The following is a 19,123-nucleotide window of genomic DNA, read 5'->3' on the forward strand; positions in this document are numbered from 1 at the left end:
CGATGCCACGCACCGACGACACCACCACGAGCGCCGGCGAGCTGGTGCCGGTGAAGTTCTCCCGCCTCACCCGACGCGGCCTCATCCTGGGCCTGTCGCTGTCGCAGATGATCGCCCTCGGCACAGGGGGTGCGTCCCTGATCGGGGCGCTCTACGCCGGCGGCGGCATCCTCATCGCCTACTCCGCCCCCATCTGGGCGGCCGCGATCGCCCTGACCTGGGTGAAGATCAGCGGCCGCGCCCTGGTCGAATGGATACCCGTGTGCGCCTGGTGGGCCTGGCGCACCACCGGCGGACAACTCCTCTACCGGCGCCGGATCGTCGCCCCGAGGCCGGAGGGCACGCTCGCGCTGCCCGGTGACATGGCCAGGTTGCGCGAGTACACCGATCCCGAGACCGGGGCCGGGATGATCCACGACCCCACCGCGAACACGCTCACGGTGGTGGTGTCGGTGACGCATCCGGCGTTCGTGCTGCTGGACCCGTCCGAGCAGCACCGCCGCGTCACCGCCTGGGGGCGGGTGCTGGCGACGATCTGCCGCTCCGGCCGGGTCGCCACCCTCCAAGTACTGGAACGGACCTTGCCGGATTCCGGGCAGGGGCTCGCCGAATGGTGGGCCGAGCACGGCACCCACGACGACTCCTGGGCCTCCACCACCTATAGCGAGCTGATCGACCGGGCAGGGCCCGCTGGGGAACGCCACGCCACCACCGTGTCGCTGTCGTTGGATATGAAGGCGGCGGGCCGGCAGATCCGCACCGCCGGCGGCGGCATCAAGGGCGCGGCGAACGTGCTCCGCCAGGAGATGACCACCCTCGTCTCCGCGCTCCGCGCCGCCGACCTCACCCCGTCCGGGTGGCTGAGCCCCGGGGAGATCGCGGTGATGCTGCGCACCGCTTACGACCCCGCGATCGGGCCGACTCTGGAACGCCACGGGCAGCTCGGGCAGGACCTCGCCACTGCCGGCCCCGTCGCCGTCGCCGAGACGTGGGAGCGGTTGCGCACCGACTCCGGCTACCACGCCGTGCTCTGGATCAGCGAATGGCCCCGCGCGATGGTCTATCCGGGGTTCCTCGCCCCGGTGACCTTGTCGACGGGGATACAGCGGTCGATCTCGCTGCTGTGCACCCCGCTCAGGACCGACCAGGCCGTGCGCGACATCCGCAAGAAAAAGGTGGAGTACATCAGCGACCGCGCCCAGCGGGCGAAGATCGGACAGATCCAGGACGCCTCTCAGACCGCCGAGTACGAGGACGTGCTGCGCCAGGAAGCCGACCTGACCGCGGGGCACGGGGTGCTGCGCTACACCGGCCTGATCGCCGTGACCGCCCCGACCGTCGAGGAACTCGACACCGCGGTCGCCGCGATCGAGCAGGCCGCGATCCAGGCCTCCTGCGAGACACGGCTCCTGGTCGGGCAGCAGGCACAGGCATTCACCGCCGCCGCCCTGCCGCTGGCACGCCGCATCTGAATTGTGGTCAGTCGGTGGGCTTGACCAGGATCGTGGCGCCGGGGTCAACGTCGGCAGCTGCGGCGAGGGTCGGGAGCTCGGCACCGTCCAGACCAGCGAGTTCCAATGCGGCCTGGCCGGCGAGATGAGCTGACCGGACGGATTGCCCGTTCGCGATGGAGGCGTAGAACTGGGCGGCGTAGTTGATGGCGTCGGCGTCGTCGATGCTGTCGGCCATGCCGATGGCGAATGGGACGACTTCCGCGACGAGTTGATCGATCTGTGCGGCGGACTTGCAGGCGTTGAGCAGCACGAGCAGGGGCGGGTCGTCGGTGGCGGCGATCGCGCGTGAGAACGCGCGCGCTGTGACGACGTGCCCGTCGTGCGGTGCGTCGGTGTCGTGTTCGAAGACGATCAGGTCTTCGTTGCTGTGCCCGGAGAAGTGCACGACGTGCGGTCGGAACTTGGTGATGCCATCCAGCAGGTCGCTCGCGGTCGCGGCGGGGCGGACATCGAGTTCGATCAGGTCCCGGTGCAGTGCGGACTCGACTGCGGATCGGATGCGCTTCTGCTCTCGCCCGACGCGCAGATCCCCTTCGGAGGACGCTCCGAGCAACAGCACACGCAGTTTCTCCGGCTTGGGTGCCCGCAGTTCCCGGAGCGCTTCCCCGACAGCGTGCTCCGTGCGGTCGAATCGCGCTTCGGTCGCCGCACGTTCGGCGGCTGCACGCCGATCAGCGGCGGTCTGCTCTCGCTTGCGCTTGCGTTCGGCCGCGTCGGCCTCGGAGCGCTCTGCCCTGGCGAGCTTGGTCTGCAGGTCTGCTTCCTGCTTCCGATATCCGGAGGCCTTGGCCGCCCACTTGTTCGCTTCGCTTCCGGCGGACGCGGCCTCCTTGTCACGCTGCGCGGCCCGGCTCAGCTTCGATTTCTGTGTCGCCGGGCTCTTGGTCTTCGCCGCCTCCTGACGTGCCTTGTCCGCCTCGGCACGCTTCTTCGACTCCTTGTTCCGGTACTCACCGGCCTTCTTCTCCGCGTCGACGCGCTGCTTGCGCTTGCGCTCCAGCTCCCCGCGGTACTGCTGTGATCCCAACTCGGCTCCTCTCGATTCACCTGCGTGGCAACGCTATCCGGCACCACTGACACCGCAGAGTCGTGCGCACCTGGGGAACACAGCGCCCCGACCCCATCTCACTTCCGCCGGGGTCGGGGCGCTGCCGCGTCCACCGAAACCTCAGGAGTTGTCATGCCGACGTTCGATGATCCCCAAGTCGATGCCCGCGAAGCCGCCGAAGCCTTGCGCGGGCTCGCGCACGCCACGATCACCATCGAGGACCCGCGCGCCATGTATGAGGTCATGGGGAACCTGCTGGCCAGCACCCGGTACTTGGCCCAGGTCACCGATCAGCTCGCCCAGAACCATCACCGCAATGCGGCACGGGCGACGACCGATCACGGTGATCCGCTCGCCGCAAGAACGCTCATCAGCGACGCGATCGACGCGCTGCGCAGCGCGTCCGCCCGCATGGATCAGGCCGAAGGCTCCCTCGACCAGGCGTCCGGGAAGGCTGGGCAGATCGCGTGGAAGCCCGACGATCCGCAGCACCGGTGGGTCAGCATCGTGTTCCTCCAAGGCGACGAGGCCGACCCGGTGAGGGAGATCATCGACCGGCGGGGCGCCGACGCCGCGATCGCCTACCTCGCCGGCTGGGACTACGGCGAGGAGACGGTCAGCGATGCGATGGAGAACGGGTACGTCTACGACACCGCCCCGCAGAGCGCCGCCGACCGGCTCGCCACCTCCGGCGACTACGCCCTCACCTACAGCCCCCACCTGGGCTACGTGGGCCTGTCCCGACGTATCGACGCCCCCGACCCCGACGCTCCGGCCTCCGGCACCACCACCCCGCCCGTCCCGGAGGACGAGCCGCGGCGGGGGCGGCATCGCAGGCCAGCACTGTCGGAGGGGACGTCGTCGTGGTTCCGGCCGGATGCGATCGATGAGGTCGCTGAGAACCGGGGGCTGTTCCGGTGAGCGGCGACCGCGAGAAGCTGCACTCCGCCGTCCTCGTCGCCCCCGCGAAGGAGCGGCGCCGGCTGCGCAAGCAACGCCGCGCCGCTGCCGCGGAGCTCGTCGCCGAACAGCGCCAGAAAGAACGGGCGCAGGTTCGGGAGAAGAAGGCCGCCGAGCGGGCCGAACGCCGGGCGACCCGGTATCTGCACACCGCCGGCGAGCCCGGCCCCGCCACCCTGCGCACGCCGGGCCGGTTTCGCCTCCCGAAGCACCAGGACACCAGCGCGATGCTCGCCGGGGCGTATCCGTTTCTCGCCGAAGGCGGCCTCGGCTCCCAAGGCGTGTTCATCGGCCAAGACCTCTACTCCGGCGGCTCGTTCGTCTACGACCCCTGGGTCTTGTATGCGAACGGGGTCATCACCGCCCCGAACGTCGTGGTCGCCGGCATCGTCGGCTCCGGCAAGTCGAGCCTGGCGAAGAGCCTCTACACGCGGTCGCTCGGATTCGGCAGGCGGGTCTACATTCCCGGGGACCCGAAAGGTGAACACACGGCCGTCGCCGAGGCTGTCGGCGGGAGGGCGATCAAGCTCGGCCACGGCCTGCCCTCCCGCCTGAACCCGCTCGATGAGGGCTACCGGCCGGCGGGGATGAGCGACGAGCAATGGACCGCGACCGTCGTCTCCCGGCGGCGCGATCTGATCGGGGCGTTGACGGAGACGGTGCTGGCGCGGCCCATGTCGCCGTTGGAGCACACCGCGATCGACACCGCCCTGACGGCGACCATGCGCGGCAACACGGTGCCGATCCTGCCGATGATCGTCGACCACCTCCTCAACCCCGCCCACGACGACGATGGACGGCTGAAGGAGGACGGGCGGATGGTCGGCCACGCACTCCGCAGACTGGTCGCCGGTGATCTGGCCGGGCTGTTCGATGGCCCCAGCACGGAGGTGTTCGATCCGTCGCTGCCGATGATCTCCCTCGACCTGTCCCAGGTCACCGAGAACTCCACCCTCATCTCCGCGCTCATGACCTGCTCCAGCGCGTGGATGGAAGCCGCCCTCCTCGACCCCGCCGGCGGGCAGCGGTGGTGCATCTACGACGAAGCCTGGCGCCTCATGTCCCAACCCGCCCTGCTCAAGCGGATGGATGCGCACTGGCGGCTGGCGCGGGCGTACGGGATCGCGAACGCGATGATCTTCCACAAAGTCAGCGACCTCGACAACGTCGGCGATCAGGGCTCGGCGATGCGCGGCCTCGCCAATTCGTTGTTGGCGAACGCTGAGACGCGGATCATTTACCGGCAAGAGAGCGATCAGCTCGGCCCGACCTCCGCGGCGCTAGGGCTGACCGGCACCGAGCAGGCGCTGCTACCGACGCTGGGTGTCGGGCAGGGGCTGTGGAAGATCAAGGGCTCCTCCTACATCGTCCAGCACCAGCTGCACCCGGCCGAAAATAGACTCTTCGACACGAGCTCGCGGGCGGCGGCGCACAGCTAGGAGCACCGGATGGTGCGGGTGCACCTGGCGGGCATGAGACTTACCCCTGATTCCCCTGATTCGTCCGCGCCGGTGGTGGTGCCGCATCTCGTGCTCGACGTGCACGAGGACGGCACCCTCACCGCGACCCTCAACCACCACCCGGTCGCTGCGCCGGAGGATGTGGGGGCGTGGCGGCGGGCGATGTTCGCGCAGATCATCGATCACGTCACCCACGACCGGGCGACCCCGGTGCGCGTGACCGTGCACGAGGTCGACGGCAGCACCTTTACCGACATCCTTCCCGCCGCCAAACGCCCCACCCCGGAACCCGACCCCGATTCGCAGCCGGAACCGGTGAAGAAGCCGGGCCGGCGGCGTCGCGGGGCCGACCCCATCCGGGTCGACGGCGGTGACGGCTTCATCTCCGGCGAAGACATCGCCGTCGCTCTCATCATCGCCCACACCGACGCAGCCCCGGACGGCCGAGCCCGGGCCCTCCTCGACCCCCAGGTCGTCGCCGCGGCGAAGGCGGGCGAGGTGGTGCTGGTCGGGCGGGTCTCGGGCACGATCTCCGCACGGAGTCTGTCGTGACCGGGCCGCAGGACCGCCCCGGCCAACCGATGGGCGACGAACTCACCAACATCCTCCTTATCGTGATCGGTGGGCTGCTCGGGGTCGCCTTCGTGCTCCGTGCCGCGGGCAGTATTGCCGCGTTCCTCACCAGCACCCCGCAGCCGACCGCCGGGGCGACGGGCGGGGTCGCGGTGATCTTCCACCCGGCGGACCCGGGCGGGCAGCTCGGCACGGACGGCCTGAGCCCAGTCGTCTACTGGATCACCGCCGCCCTCATGCTCACCGCCCTGACCGCGGCAGGGCTCTGGGCAGGGAGCCTGATCCGCCGGCTGACCCGGCAGGCCGCGGGCGATCCGCACCGGCAGGAGGGCACCGCCACCGGGCACGAGGTCGCCAAGGCCGCGTCGGCGAAAGCGCTCATGCGTCGCGCAGGCACTCTGCGCCCCAGCCTGGACATGCCTGGGCCGGGTGATGTCGGGTATCGGCTCGGCACCGCGCACCGCCGGGAGGTGTGGGCGTCGGTGGAGGACTCGATCCTGCTGATCGGCCCGCCCCGCTCCGGCAAAGGCCTGCACCTGATCATTCCGGCGATCCTCGACGCCCCCGGCGCCGTCGTCACCACCAGCACCCGCCCGGATAACGTCACCGCCTGCCTCCGCGCCCGCAAACGCATCGGCCCGGTGGCGGTGTTCGACCCCCAGCATCTCGCCGAAGGCCTGCCGGCGGGGATGCGGTGGTCACCGATCCGGGGCTGCGAGTCCCCGCAGATCGCGATGATCCGCGCCGCCGGCCTCGCCTCCGCCACCGGCCTGTCCGCCGGCGGGGTCGAAGGCGGCGACTTCTGGGAAGGCAAAACCAAAGCCGCCCTCCAGGCGCTGCTGCACGCCGCCGCCCTCGACCGGCGTAGCCCCTCCGAGCTGTTCCGATGGACCCTCGACCCCACCTCCGCGGCGGACGCGGTCGCGATCCTCACCAACCATCCCGACGCCGCGACCGGGTGGGCGGATTCGCTCGCGTCGATGATCGACGCCGACCCTCGCACCCGCGACTCGATCTGGCAGGGCGTCAGCCTCTCGCTGGCGGCGCTGGCAGACCCGCGGGTGCTCGATGCCGTCTCACCCCGCGAGGGTGAGGAGTTCGACCCCGAGGCGTTCATCCGTGAGCGGGGCACCCTGTTTCTCCTCGCCACCGGCGCCGGGGCCGGGAACAGTGCCGCGCTCGTCGCCGCCCTGGTCGAAGACCTCGTGGAGACCGCCCGTCGTATGGCCGCCCGCTCCACCGGCGCGAGACTCGATCCGCCACTGCTGTTGTGTCTGGATGAGATCGGGAACCTGGCCCCTCTTCCCAGCCTACCGACGTTGATGGCGGAGGGCGGCGGCACCGGCATCACCACCCTCGCCGTGCTCCAGTCCCTCGCGCAGGCTCGGGACAAGTGGAACGAGCACCAGGCCGGCGCGATCTGGGATGCGTCCATCGTGAAGATCCTCCTCGGCGGCGCCTCCAGCAGCCGCGACCTCCAGGACCTCTCCACACTGATCGGGGAACGCGACGAGCTGACCGATACCACCACGGTCGGCGATTACGGTTCCCGCTCCAACCAGCGGAGCGTGCGGCGGGTCGCGATCCTGCCGCCCGATCACATCCGGCGCCTCCCGTTCGGCACCGCCGTCACCCTGCTGCGATCGGCACCGCCGATCATCACCGACCTGCGGGCATGGCCCGCCCGCCCCGACGGAGCCCGGTTGAAGGCGGATCGTGCCGAGGTGGAGCGGCTCCTGCACAACGCCCACCGCCAGTAGCCCCTCGTTGGGCTCTGGGGTGGTCAGGTGCACCTGCCTGCCACGAGCAGCCCCGATGAAGAGCGGGCGGCATGAGCAGAGCGGGAGCACACGATGAGCGAGCAGAAACCAGACGTCGACCCGGAGATCGGCCAGGCCTTCTACGGGTTCGTCGCCTCTGAGCCGCAGCTGACCTGGCACGACGGCAAGCCGCGCCTGTACTTCAAGGCCGGGCAGGAGCACTACCAGTTCGCGCCTGATGGGTCGCGCACCAAGCTACCGACCACCTTCCACGATGTCGTCGCGTTCCGCGGCGCCGCCGTCAGCGGGAATGAGACGCTGGCCAAGCAGGACTGGTTCCTCGCGCACGGCCGCCTCGACACCAGCACGAACCCGAACACCGGGGTGGAGAGCAAGGAGTTCATCGCGAACCGGTTCGGCCCCGACGCCGCCCGGATGAACATCGAGATCGGCACCCCGCGCCGGCTGTCGCAGATGGAGTCGCCGAACCGGCAGCAGCCCGAGCGGCAGGTCGGCTTCGAGCCGCCCGAGCAGGAACAGCCCGACCGCGAACAGCCCGACCGCGAACAGCCCGCACGGGCCATGTGAACGGAGGCGGACGTGACGAACGACGACACCGCCCTGTCCGACCGTCCCGACCCCGAGGAGTGGGGAGACGAGGACTTCGGTCCGACAGGTCCCGACGATGATGTGCCGGGGCCGCCGCGGCCGGTGAACTGGAACCTGCTGCTCGCCCACGACCTGGAGCAGGAATGGCTCGCCCTGAACCGGTGGGTCGAGTGGGTCAGGAGAGAGTACGCGCTGCCCGTCTCGGTGATCCCGCCGTTGTGGCACCGGCATCCGGCGCTCAAGTGGGAGCTGTCCGCGTTGCACCTGCACTGGCTCGCAGCGTACGACCCGGAACAGGATGCCTCGGCCGCGATCGGGTGGCATCGCGACTTCGCCGCTGCTCGGCAGCGGCTGCGCGACTGGGTCGCCGCCTCCGGCACCCGCCTGGATCGCGACCGCCCCGACCGGCAGACCGCCTGGCCCGGCGAGCCCCCGGCCCCGCCGGTCGAAGACATCCCGATCACGAACCGGCGCGAGGACTTCGTGGCCTTCGTGATCGCACAGGTCGCCCGCCGCAAAGCCGCCGAAGACGCGTTCTTCGCCCGCCTCGACGACGCCGACCTCGACATCGACGCCGGCCCCGACGAGGGCGCCGACACTGAAGGCGGGTGAGCGGTCATGGTGCGGAACTATCAGCGCAAGACCCAACGCCCATCATCGGATCGGCGGCTGCGGGTCACGTTCACGAGGCGGGAGCAGATCGACACCGAGAAGATCGCCGAAGTCCTCATCCGCGTCGCCCTGCGCGAGGCCGGCACCGGGGGCCCGGTCGGTCAGGCCGGTGACCAGCTCCGGGCGCTGCTGAGCAGCGAACGGTAGAATCCCTGTTGTACGTCCATCCAGGGCGCTACCGGCTAACCAACTTGTTGCCCGAACCCGTCGTGGTTCGGCAGGCCTCCCCAATTTGTGTCGTGACCGCCAGTCGGCGCCCGCACCCACCCCCGCTCTCGGGGCTGGGTGAGAGCCCGAAAGGCAGTCACGACCATGACGCTCCTCGACCTCCCCGCTGGCCTCGACCTCGGCGCGCTGCGCACCCTCGCCACCAGCCCGAAGCCCGCCTCTGAGGCAACGACCCTTCCCGATGGGAAAGTGCCCGCGATCTCGTACCTGCGGGTCTCCACCAAGGACCAGGCCACCCGCAACGGTCTCGAAGAAGGGCTCTCCATTCCCGCGCAGCGCGAAGCAGCGCAGCGCAAGGCCGACCAGCTGAACGCGGTCATCGTCGCGGAGTTCATCGAGCCCGGCGAGTCCGGGAAGACCGCGCGCCGCAAAGCACTCCAGGAGATGCTGGACTACCTCGCCGAGCACCCCGTCCGGTACTGCATCATCAACAAGGTCGACCGCATCGCCCGCAACCGGCTCGACGACGCGATCATCCACGCCACCCTCCGCCAGGCCGGGGTCACCCTCGTGTCCGTCATGGAGAACATCGACGAGACCCCCTCCGGGATGCTGATGCACGGCATCATGGCCTCCATCGCCGAGTTCTACAGTCTGAACCTCGCCCAGGAGGTCACCAAGGGACTCGTGCAGAAAGCCACGATCGGCGGCACCCCGCACCGAGCACCCATCGGCTACCTCAACATCCGCACCACCGATGCGAACGGGCGCGAAGTCCGCGAGGTGCGGCTCGATCCCGACCGGGCCGAGCTGATCCGGTTCGCGTTCACCGCCTACGCCACCGGCGACTGGTCTCTATCGAAGCTCGCCCGCGAGCTGGAGACCCGCGGCCTCACCACCCGGCCCACGCCGTCGTTCCCCGCGAAGCCGGTCACCACGACCGCGCTGCACAAGATCCTCGTCAATCCCTACTACCAAGGCATCGTCACCTTCCGCGACATCACCTACCCCGGCACGCACGATCCGCTCGTGACGCCCGAGACGTTCGAGCAGGTGCAGACGATCCTCCAGCAACATCACGTCGTCGGCGACAAGCCGCAGAAGTACGACCACTACCTCAAAGGCTCGATCTACTGCGCCTGCGAGAAGAAGCTCATGTTCGAGCGGCCCCGCAACCACCAGGGCGTCGCCTACGACTACTTCACCTGCACCGGCCGCCGGTTCAAGCGCAACAACTGCCAGCGCACCGCCATCCTCACCCACCGAGTCGAGCGGGCCATCGAGACTCGGTACCAAGACATCTCCATCAGCCTGGACGAGGCAGCACAGGTCCAGGGCGTGCTCGGGCAGGTGTTCGACACCCTCTCCGAATCCACCAGCGACGAGAAGAAACTCCTCGCCGGGCAGAAGGCCAAGCTCGAAGCCGAACAGGTCAAGCTCCTCCAAGCCCACTACGCCGACGCGATCCCCATCGACCTGCTCAAGACCGAACAAGACCGCATCCGCGCCAGCCTGCAAGCGATCACCGGCCGGCTCGACACCCTGGAGACGACCTACGGCAAGGCCAAGGTCGGGCTCGACGCGATCCTCGGCCTCCTCACCGACATCGGCGACGTCTACGCCAAGGCCGAACCCGCCGAACGGAGGATGCTCAACCGGGCACTGTTCGACCGCATCACCATCGATGACGAGGACGAAGCCACCCTCCAACCGACCGAAGCGATCCAGACCATCCTGGCCACCAGTCCCAGGCCACACAACGAAAGAACCTTGCCCCGCGATCACGCGGGGCAAGGTTCGAACGTTCAACTTTACGTGGAGCCTAGGAGATTCGAACTCCTGACATCCTGCTTGCAAAGCAGGCGCTCTACCAACTGAGCTAAGGCCCCCAGTGACAAAAGCGACGGGGGTGGTGGGGCTACCAGGACTTGAACCTGGGACCTCTTCATTATCAGTGAAGCGCTCTAACCGCCTGAGCTATAGCCCCGTCCGGAGATCGGCGTCGCCGCCGTCAACCTCCAAGACTTTACCCGACTCGCGGGCAATCCGAAAATCGGATCAGTTCGAGGTGAAGCCGACGAGCAGTCCGCCGGTGACCTTCACCATCAGGTTGTAGATGCCGGCAACGACCGCGCCCAGCACCGTCACGACGATGAGGTTCAAGATCGCGACGATCGCGGCGAAGGCCATCACCTGGGGCAGTCCGACATAGGTGCTGAGCGTGAAGCTATCGTCGAACGCCTTGAACAGGTCGTCGAGCTTGCTCAGCACAGTGGTGGTCTGCAGCACCATGTACACGAGGAACGTGGCGACGACGGTGACGATCGCGAGCGCGACCGCGGCGAGGAACGACAGCTTCACAGCCGACCAGAAGTCGACGTAGACGAGGCGCAGGCGCACCTGCTTCGCGCTGGTCTTGCTGGAAGATTTCTTCGCCAGCTTGTCGGCTACCGTGCTCATGCGTCAGTGTCACTCTCTTCGGGGCTCGCAGGCGTGGTCTCGTCTGCAGCAGCGGGCGTGGCGGGCTCTTCCAGGTCGGGAGCCTGCCCCAGCGTCCGCTCTCCGTTGCGCGCGATCGCAAGGATGCGATCGTCGTCATCGGGGCGGGCGAACACGACACCCATGGTGTCGCGTCCCTTCGCCGGGACCTCGGCCACGGCAGAGCGTACCACCTTGCCGCTGGCAAGAACCACCAAGACCTCGTCATCGTCAGACACCATCAGACCACCCGCGAGGTCGCCCCGATCCTCGCTCAGTTTGGCCACCTTGATGCCGAGTCCGCCGCGCCCCTGCAGGCGGTATTCGCCCACCTTGGTGCGCTTGGCGTAGCCGCCTTCGGTGACGACGAACACATACGCGTCGTCTTTCGCGACGGATGCCGAGAGCAGCGAATCTCCCTCGCGGAAGCTCATGCCCTTCACGCCCTCGGTCGCCCGGCCCATGGGGCGCAGCGAGTCGTCGGTCGCCGTGAAGCGCAGCGACATGCCGTGGCGGGAGATCAGCAGGATGTCGTCGGTGTCGTCGACGAGCAGGGCGCTGACGAGCTCGTCGCCGTCCTCTTCGTCTTGCCCGCGCAGGCGGATCGCGATGATGCCGCCCTGACGGTTCGTGTCGTACTCGCTGAGGAAGGTCTTCTTCACCTTGCCGTCGCGGGTGGCGAGCACGAGGTGCGTCGCGGCCTTGTAGTCGCGGATGTCGAGGATCTGCGCGATCTCTTCGCCCGGCTGCAGCGCCAGCAGGTTCGCGACATGCTGACCCTTGGCATCCCGCCCCGCCTCAGGCACCTCGTAGGCCTTGCAGCGATAGACGCGTCCCTTGGTGGTGAAGAACAGCAGCCAGTGGTGCGTCGTCGTGACGAAGAAGTGCTCGACGACGTCGTCGGCGCGGAGCTGTGCGCCCTTGACGCCCTTGCCCCCGCGGTGCTGCGAACGGTAGTTGTCGCTGCGCGTGCGCTTGATGTACCCGGCCCGCGTGATGGTGATGACCATCTCTTCTTCGGGGATGAGGTCTTCCATCGACATGTCGCCGTCGAAGCCGTGCAGGATGTGCGTGCGCCGGTCGTCGCCGAACTTGTCGACGATGCCGGTGAGCTCCTCGGCGATGATCGTGCGCTGACGACCGGGCTTGGCGAGGATGTCGTTGAGATCGTCGATCTTCAGCTCGAGCTCGGTTGCCTCGTCGATGATCTTCTGGCGTTCGAGGGCCGCGAGGCGGCGCAGCTGCATCTGCAGGATCGCCTCGGCCTGCACGTCGTCGATCTCGAGCAGCACCTTCAGACCCTCGCGCGCCTCGTCGACGGTGGGTGAGCGGCGGATGAGCGCGATGACCTCGTCGAGCGCGTCGAGCGCTTTGAGGTAGCCGCGCAGAATGTGCATGCGCTTCTCGGCCTCGCGCAGGCGATACTGCGTGCGGCGGACGATGACCTCGACCTGGTGTTCGATCCAGTACGAGATGAACCCGTCGAGAGCGAGCGTGCGCGGCACACCGTCGACGATCGCGAGCATGTTCGCGCCGAAGTTCTCTTGCAGCTGCGTGTGCTTGTACAGGTTGTTGAGCACGACCTTCGCGACCGCGTCGCGCTTCAGCACGATCACGAGGCGCTGACCGGTGCGGTCGCTCGTCTCGTCGCGGATGTCGGCGATGCCGGTGAGCTTGCCGTCGCGCGCGAGGTCGCGGATCTTCGCCGCGACGTTGTCGGGGTTCACCTGGTAGGGCAGCTCGGTGACGACGAGGCACGTGCGGCCGTGGATCTCTTCGACGTTCACGACGGCACGCATCGTGATCGACCCGCGGCCGGTGCGCTGGGCCTCGCGGATTCCCTTGGTGCCGAGGATCTGCGCGCCGGTGGGGAAGTCGGGGCCGTGCACGCGCGCCATGAGCGCTTCGAGCAGTTCGTCACGCGAGGCATCCGGGTGCTCGAGCGCCCACAGGGCGCCCTCGGCCACCTCGCGCATGTTGTGCGGCGGGATGTTCGTGGCCATGCCGACCGCGATGCCGACCGAGCCGTTGACGAGCAGGTTCGGGAAGCGCGCCGGCAGCACCGTCGGCTCTTGCGTCTTGCCGTCGTAGTTGGGCTCGAAATCGACGGTGTCTTCGTCGATGTCGCGCACCATCTCCATCGACAGCGGCGCCATCTTGGTCTCGGTGTAGCGCGACGCGGCGGCACCCATGTTGCCCGGCGTGCCGAAGTTGCCCTGACCTTCGGCGAGCGGATAGCGCAACGACCACGGCTGCACGAGGCGCACGAGCGCGTCATAGATCGCCGAGTCGCCGTGCGGGTGGAACTGACCCATCACGTCGCCGACGATGCGGGCGCACTTGTTGAAGCCCTTGTCGGGGCGGTAGCCCCCGTCGTACATGCCGTAGATCACGCGGCGGTGCACCGGCTTCAGGCCGTCCCGCACATCGGGCAGCGCGCGACCGACGATGACGCTCATCGCGTAGTCGAGGTAGCTGCGCTGCATCTCGACCTGCAGGTCGACCTGGTCGATGTTGCCGTGGTTGTAGTGCGCGGTCGGGTCGGGGCGTTCTTCGTCAGTCATGATGTTCTTTCACTCGTTCCGGATGTCTGAGCCTGCGAGAGGGTCAGATGTCCAGGAAGCGGACGTCCTTCGCGTTGCGCTGGATGAATCCGCGCCGCGATTCGACGTCTTCGCCCATGAGGATGGAGAAGATCTCGTCGGCGGCGGCCGCGTCGTCGATCGTCACCTGGCGGAGGGTGCGGGTGTCGGGGTCCATCGTGGTCTCCCACAACTCTTTGGCGTTCATCTCGCCGAGACCCTTGTAGCGCTGCACGCCGTTGTCTTTCGGGATGCGCTTGCCGGCGGCGATGCCCTCGGCGAGCAACGCGTCGCGTTCGCGGTCGCTGTAGACGTACTCGTGCGGCGAGTTCGACCACTTGAGCCGGAAGAGCGGCGGCATGGCCAGGTAGACGTAGCCGGCCTCGATGAGCCCGCGCATGTAACGGAACAGCAGCGTGAGCAGCAGCGTCGTGATGTGCTGGCCGTCGACGTCGGCATCGGCCATCAGCACGATCTTGTGATACCGCGCCTTGGCGACGTCGAAGTCTTCACCGATGCCCGTGCCGAAGGCCGAGATCATCGCCTGGATCTCGGCGTTGCCGAGCGCACGGTCGAGGCGCGCCTTCTCGACGTTGAGGATCTTTCCGCGCAGCGACAGGATCGCCTGCCGCTCGGGGTCGCGACCCGACACGGCCGAACCGCCGGCCGAGTCACCCTCGACGAGGAAGATCTCAGAGATCGACGGGTCTTTGCTCGTGCAGTCCTTGAGCTTCTCGGGCATCGAGAACGACTCGAAGACGCTCTTGCGGCGTGCGGTCTCGCGGGCCTTCCGTGCGGCGAGGCGCGCGGTCGCGGCATCCACCGCCTTCATGATGACGCGCTTGGCCTGGGCAGGGTTGCGGTCGAGCCAGTCGGTGAGCTGGTCGCCGACGACCTTCTGCACGAAGGCTTTCGCCTCGGTGTTGCCGAGCTTCGTCTTCGTCTGTCCCTCGAACTGCGGCTCGGACAGCTTCACCGAGATGACCGCGGTGAGACCCTCGCGGATGTCGTCGCCGGTGAGGTTGTCGTCTTTCTCTTTGAGCAGACCCTTCTCACGCGCGTACTTGTTGATGTACGTCGTCATCGCGGCACGGAAACCCTCTTCGTGCGTGCCGCCCTCGTGGGTGTTGATCGTGTTCGCGAACGTGAAGACGTTCTCGGTGTAGCTCGTCGTCCACTGCATGGCGAGCTCGAGCGAGATGTGCCGCACGGTGTCTTCGGCCTCGACCTCGATGATCTCGTCGTTGACGACCTCGGCCTTGCGGATCTTGTTGAGGTATTCGACGTAGTCGACGAGCCCGCGCTCGTAGTGGAAGTCGTCGTGCGGCTGACGCTCGACCGACTGACCGTCTTCGCCGTCGACGACGTACGCCGACGAGGGGCGCAGGTCGCGGAGGGTGATGCGCAGGCCCTTGTTGAGGAACGCGGTCTGCTGGAACCGTGTGCGCAGCGTGTCGTAGTCGAACTCGACCGTCTCGAAGATGGTCGCGTCGGGCCAGAACGTGATGACCGTGCCGGTCTCGGTGGTCTCTTCGCCGCGCGCGAGCGGGCCCTGCGGCTTGCCGCCGCCCGCGAACGTCTGCCGCCAGACATAGCCCTGCCGGCGGATCTCGACGTCGAACTGCGTCGAAAGAGCGTTCACGACCGACGAACCCACGCCGTGCAGGCCACCCGAGACCGCGTAGCCGCCGCCACCGAACTTGCCGCCGGCGTGAAGCACCGTGAGCACAACCTCGACCGTCGACTTGGTCGGGTCGGACGCGTGCGGGTCGACCGGGATGCCACGGCCGCGGTCGATCACGCGGATGCCGCCGTCGGGCAGGATCGTCACGTCGACCAGGTCGTTGTGACCGGCCAGCGCCTCGTCGACAGAGTTGTCGACGATCTCGTAGACGAGGTGGTGCAGGCCCCGCTCACCGGTCGAGCCGATGTACATGCCCGGGCGCTTGCGCACCGCCTCGAGGCCTTCGAGCACCTGGATGGCGTCGGCCCCGTAATCGTTCTCGACTCTGTGAGAGGGGTGAGCGGGCTCGGCGGGGAGCTCTTCGGGAACGCTGTCGGGGGTATCGGACGTCATAGGTTTCGAGCACTCCCGGGTCGATAGTCAGGGTCGACCAAGTCTATCGTGTTCGCGGCCCTTTCGTCGGCTGAATGGCCCTGTGCCGCCCTGAAAGCGCGTCGGATGCCGGTGGACGTCGCTCAGCCGTAGGTATCGCGAGGACCGCGCCCTGGAACGGCTCTGGGGCCCCATTTCCATGAGGGAACGTCCGGGCCGACGAAACGCACGTTCTGCACGCCGGCGTCGGGAAAGCGGCGAACGAGCTGGGTGACGATCTCGCCGCGCATGAGCTGCAGGTTCTTCGCCCACGCCGTCGAGTCGCACTGCACGGTGAGAAGTCCCCCCTCGAGGGCGACCGGCCGGGCGTGCCGGGCGGTCTCGGCGCCGGTCACCTCTTCCCACTGCAGCACGAGATCTTCCCGTGCCAGCTGCGAGTCCCATCCCGACTGCCGGGTGAGGTCGCCGAGCACATCGCCGAGGCCTTTCGGGTCGCGGCCGGGGGCGAACGGCATCTTGTCGTCGTCTTCGGCAGCCCGGCGCTTGCGCCGGCGCGCGGCGCGCGGCGAGGGGTCGAGCCCGCGCAGGCGCAGATAGGTGCCGATCGTCTCGGGAACCTCGTCAGTCATGGGCGCCGTCCTCGACGATCGTTCCGGCGACGACCCGCACGGTGCGCGCACGCAGGGCTTCGGGCACATCGTTCTCGACCGCCGCCGTGACGACGACCTGCTCGAACCCGCCGACGAGGGCAGCCAGGCGCGCCCGGCGGTCGGCGTCGAGCTCGGCGAACACGTCGTCAAGGATGAGGATCGGGTCGCCGAGCTGCGACTGCGCCCGCAGCAGCTGCGCCGAGGCGAGGCGGAGGGCGAGGGCGACCGACCACGATTCGCCGTGCGATGCGTAGCCCTTGACCGGCAGCCCGCGCACGCGCAGCAGCAGGTCGTCGCGGTGCGGCCCCACCAGGGTCAGCCCCCGGTCGAGCTCGGCGGCGCGGCGTTGGGCGAGCGCCGCACGGAACTGAGCCTCGAGCTCCGCCGCCGCACCGCGCTGCGCATCGTCAGCGGCAGATGTCGCGACCCCGGTGGCCGGGGCGTCGAGGTCGTCTTCGGGGTCGGCGCCGCCGATCGACAGCGCCCATTCGAGTTCGGGACGGTGGTCTTCACCCGCGATCGCGGTGTACGCCTCGGCCACGGGCCCGGACAGATCGGCGGCGAGGGCGAGCCGGGCTCGGATCACTTCGGTGCCGAGCTGCACCAGCTTGTCGTTCCACACGTCGAGGGTCGAGAGCGCATCGCCGCGGATGCCACGGGCTCGCGCCGACTTCAGCAGCGCCGTGCGCTGCTTGACCACCCGGTCGTAGTCGGCGAGAACCCCCGCCATGCGGGGCGCGCGCTGCACGAGCAGCTGATCGGCGAAGCGGCGGCGCGCCGATGGATCGTTCCGCACGATCTGCAGGTCTTCGGGGGCGAACAACACCACCTGCGCGTAGCGCGGCAGCTCGGCGGTCTTCACCGCGGCGCCGTTCACGCGCGCTTTGTTGCTGCCGGTGCGATTGAGTTGCGCCTCGAGCAGCACCCGGCGCTCCCCGTAGGCGAGGCGCATACGCACGACCGCGGCATCCGCACCGTCGCGCACCATCGGCGCGTCTTGCGACACGCGGTGCGAGCCGAGCGTCGCGAAGAACCCGATCGCCTCGGCGAGGTTCGTCTTGCCCTGACCGTTGCGCCCGACGAAGACGTTCGCGCCCGCGCCGAGCGCCACATCGACCGCCGCATAGTTGCGGAAGTCGACGAGGCTCAGTTGCTCGACGATCACCGATTCAGCCTACGGGGCGCCGCCGACGTGGGCGGGGTCGGCGGAGCGCTCGCTCGCGACGAGGTTCGCGGGGGGAAGATCAGCGAAGCAGCAGGTTCGGCTGCAGCAGGTACTTGAAGCTCACCGCGTTCGCGTCGCCCGCCGAGGTCTGCGGAGTGATCAGCACGGGGCTGAGCTTGTTCGCGTTGTCGCTCGAGGTGAACGTGATGCGTGCGAACTCGCTCTTGACCGCGCCGAGCGCCTCGAGCAGGTACTGCGGGTTGAGGCCGAGGGTGACCTCCTCGCCGGCGAGGGTCGCGTCGACAGACTCGGTCGCCCGTGCCTGCTCGGTGCCCGAGGCATCCATCGACACACCGTCTTCGGTGAAGGTGAACCGCAGCGGGGCGGAGCGGTCGAGCACGAGCGAGACGCGGCGCACGGCCTCGGCGAGATCCGAGGTCGAGACGACCGCGTAGTGGTCGGTCTGCTCGGGGAAAAGCCGCCGGACCGGGGGGAAGTTCCCCTTGATCAGTAGCGAGGTGACGGTCTTGTTGCCCGAGGTGAACGCGATGATCTCGCGATCGCCCGAACCCGAGAACGCGACCTGGATGTCGCCCGAGTGGGCGAAGGTCTTGCCGACCTCGGTCAGGGTGCGCGCCGGAACGAGCGCCGTCGTGGGTTCGTCGCCGGCGCCGGTGCCGCCGTGGTCGCCGAAATCCCACGCCACTTCGCGCAGCGCCACGCGGTACCGGTCGGTCGCGACGAGGCTCAGCTGCGTGCCTGAGACTTCGAGCTGCACGCCGGTGAGTACGGGGGTGACGTCGTCGCGTGACGCGGCGAACGCGACTTGCGCGATGGCGGTGGCGAACTCTTCGGCGGGAACGAGGCCCGACTCGCCCGACACTTCGGGGATGGCGGGGTATTCCTGCACCGGCATCGACGCGAGCGTGAAGCGCGCCGAGCCGCAGGTGAGCACGATGCCGTCGTCTTCGCCGACCTCGATCTGGATCGGTGCGTTCGGCAGGCGGCTGGCGATCTCGGAGAGCAGCCGGCCGTGCACCAGGATCGTCCCCGGCTCGTCGACGGTCGCCTCGATGGTCGTGCGGGCCGAGGCCTCGTAGTCGAACGCGGCGAGCGAGAGACCTTCGTCGGATGCCTCGATCAGCACACCGGCCAGGATCGGCTGGGGGTTCCGCTGCGGCAGGAGCTTGACGACGAACGACACGGCCTCGCTGAATACGTCGCGATTCACGTGAAACTTCACTGGCGCTCCCTACGGGTCGGCATGGGCGTCTCCATTCTAGTGCCCGGTCGTGTGATTCTCGCAGGGCCGTCTCGGCTGGCGCCGGTCGCCGTCTCGGTGATCGAACGGGATTTCATGAGAGAGTTATCTGTCATGGTGTTAACAGCTGTGGAAACTGTGGATAACCACCGCGATGCCGCTCGACG

15 protein-coding genes, 2 tRNA genes and 1 pseudogene are annotated in these 19,123 nt (G+C 68.4%); 9 read left to right on the forward strand and 9 right to left on the reverse strand.

Annotation, left to right across the window (positions count from 1 at the left end):
• Positions 1-2 precede the first annotated feature (2 nt).
• A complete protein-coding gene (locus G3N18_RS01080) occupies positions 3-1,472 on the forward strand; it encodes an SCO6880 family protein (protein ID WP_196382471.1) in 1,470 nt (489 codons plus the stop codon).
• A gap of 7 nt (positions 1,473-1,479) precedes the next feature.
• Here G3N18_RS01080 and G3N18_RS01085 read toward each other — a convergent pair whose 3' ends face one another.
• The gene (locus G3N18_RS01085) at positions 1,480-2,541 is read right to left on the reverse strand and encodes a CHAT domain-containing protein (protein ID WP_196382472.1); all 1,062 of its coding nucleotides are present in this window, start codon (positions 2,539-2,541) and stop codon (positions 1,480-1,482) included.
• 153 nt (positions 2,542-2,694) lie between these two features.
• Between G3N18_RS01085 and G3N18_RS01090 the strand changes: the two genes are divergently transcribed.
• The 8 genes and pseudogenes from G3N18_RS01090 to G3N18_RS16535 all read left to right on the forward strand — a co-directional run.
• Entirely contained in the window at positions 2,695-3,483 is a 789-nt protein-coding gene (locus G3N18_RS01090) for a hypothetical protein (RefSeq protein ID WP_196382473.1), read from the forward strand.
• Positions 3,480-4,961 (forward strand): ATP-binding protein, encoded by a 1,482-nt coding sequence (locus tag G3N18_RS01095; protein WP_196382474.1) that lies wholly within the window; start codon positions 3,480-3,482, stop codon positions 4,959-4,961. Before G3N18_RS01090 ends, G3N18_RS01095 begins: the two co-directional genes overlap by 4 nt.
• Before the next feature lie 72 nt (positions 4,962-5,033).
• Complete coding sequence (locus G3N18_RS01100; RefSeq protein WP_338038113.1) at positions 5,034-5,534, forward strand: hypothetical protein; 501 nt, start codon at positions 5,034-5,036, stop codon at positions 5,532-5,534.
• 29 nt (positions 5,535-5,563) lie between these two features.
• Complete coding sequence (locus G3N18_RS01105) at positions 5,564-7,315, forward strand: type IV secretory system conjugative DNA transfer family protein (RefSeq protein ID WP_196382503.1); 1,752 nt, start codon at positions 5,564-5,566, stop codon at positions 7,313-7,315.
• 93 nt (positions 7,316-7,408) lie between these two features.
• The gene (locus G3N18_RS01110) at positions 7,409-7,903 is read left to right on the forward strand and encodes a single-stranded DNA-binding protein (protein ID WP_196382475.1); all 495 of its coding nucleotides are present in this window, start codon (positions 7,409-7,411) and stop codon (positions 7,901-7,903) included.
• A gap of 12 nt (positions 7,904-7,915) precedes the next feature.
• Positions 7,916-8,536, forward strand: a complete 621-nt coding sequence (locus tag G3N18_RS01115) for a hypothetical protein (RefSeq protein ID WP_338038114.1) — start codon at positions 7,916-7,918, stop codon at positions 8,534-8,536.
• 6 nt (positions 8,537-8,542) lie between these two features.
• Positions 8,543-8,743, forward strand: a complete 201-nt coding sequence (locus tag G3N18_RS01120; protein ID WP_196382476.1) for a hypothetical protein — start codon at positions 8,543-8,545, stop codon at positions 8,741-8,743.
• A gap of 165 nt (positions 8,744-8,908) precedes the next feature.
• Positions 8,909-9,778, forward strand: a pseudogene (locus tag G3N18_RS16535) (recombinase family protein); the annotation flags it as partial.
• 802 nt (positions 9,779-10,580) lie between these two features.
• Here G3N18_RS16535 and G3N18_RS01135 read toward each other — a convergent pair.
• The 8 genes from G3N18_RS01135 to dnaN form a co-directional block, all read right to left on the reverse strand.
• A tRNA-Ala gene (locus tag G3N18_RS01135) sits at positions 10,581-10,653 on the reverse strand.
• A 21-nt stretch (positions 10,654-10,674) separates the two neighbouring features.
• Positions 10,675-10,751, reverse strand: a tRNA-Ile gene (locus tag G3N18_RS01140).
• A 71-nt stretch (positions 10,752-10,822) separates the two neighbouring features.
• Positions 10,823-11,224, reverse strand: coding sequence for a DUF3566 domain-containing protein (locus G3N18_RS01145; RefSeq protein ID WP_196382478.1), 402 nt, complete (start codon positions 11,222-11,224; stop codon positions 10,823-10,825).
• The gene (gene gyrA / locus G3N18_RS01150; protein WP_196382479.1) at positions 11,221-13,806 is read right to left on the reverse strand and encodes a DNA gyrase subunit A; all 2,586 of its coding nucleotides are present in this window, start codon (positions 13,804-13,806) and stop codon (positions 11,221-11,223) included. The genes G3N18_RS01145 and gyrA overlap by 4 nt, the downstream gene beginning before the upstream one ends.
• Positions 13,807-13,849: 43 nt before the next feature.
• Complete coding sequence (gene gyrB, locus G3N18_RS01155) at positions 13,850-15,901, reverse strand: DNA topoisomerase (ATP-hydrolyzing) subunit B (RefSeq protein ID WP_196382480.1); 2,052 nt, start codon at positions 15,899-15,901, stop codon at positions 13,850-13,852.
• A gap of 122 nt (positions 15,902-16,023) precedes the next feature.
• Positions 16,024-16,509 carry a DciA family protein gene (locus G3N18_RS01160; RefSeq protein ID WP_196382481.1) on the reverse strand — a complete coding sequence of 162 codons (486 nt, stop codon included), beginning with the start codon at positions 16,507-16,509 and terminating at the stop codon, positions 16,024-16,026.
• Positions 16,502-17,695, reverse strand: coding sequence for a DNA replication/repair protein RecF (gene recF, locus G3N18_RS01165; protein ID WP_196382482.1), 1,194 nt, complete (start codon positions 17,693-17,695; stop codon positions 16,502-16,504). The genes G3N18_RS01160 and recF overlap by 8 nt, the downstream gene beginning before the upstream one ends.
• A 79-nt stretch (positions 17,696-17,774) precedes the next feature.
• Entirely contained in the window at positions 17,775-18,938 is a 1,164-nt protein-coding gene (dnaN, locus tag G3N18_RS01170; protein ID WP_196382483.1) for a DNA polymerase III subunit beta, read from the reverse strand.
• Positions 18,939-19,123: the final 185 nt, after the last annotated feature.

Origin of the sequence: Microbacterium paulum (assembly GCF_015707995.1) — a bacterium.
GTDB lineage: Bacteria > Actinomycetota > Actinomycetes > Actinomycetales > Microbacteriaceae > Microbacterium > Microbacterium paulum.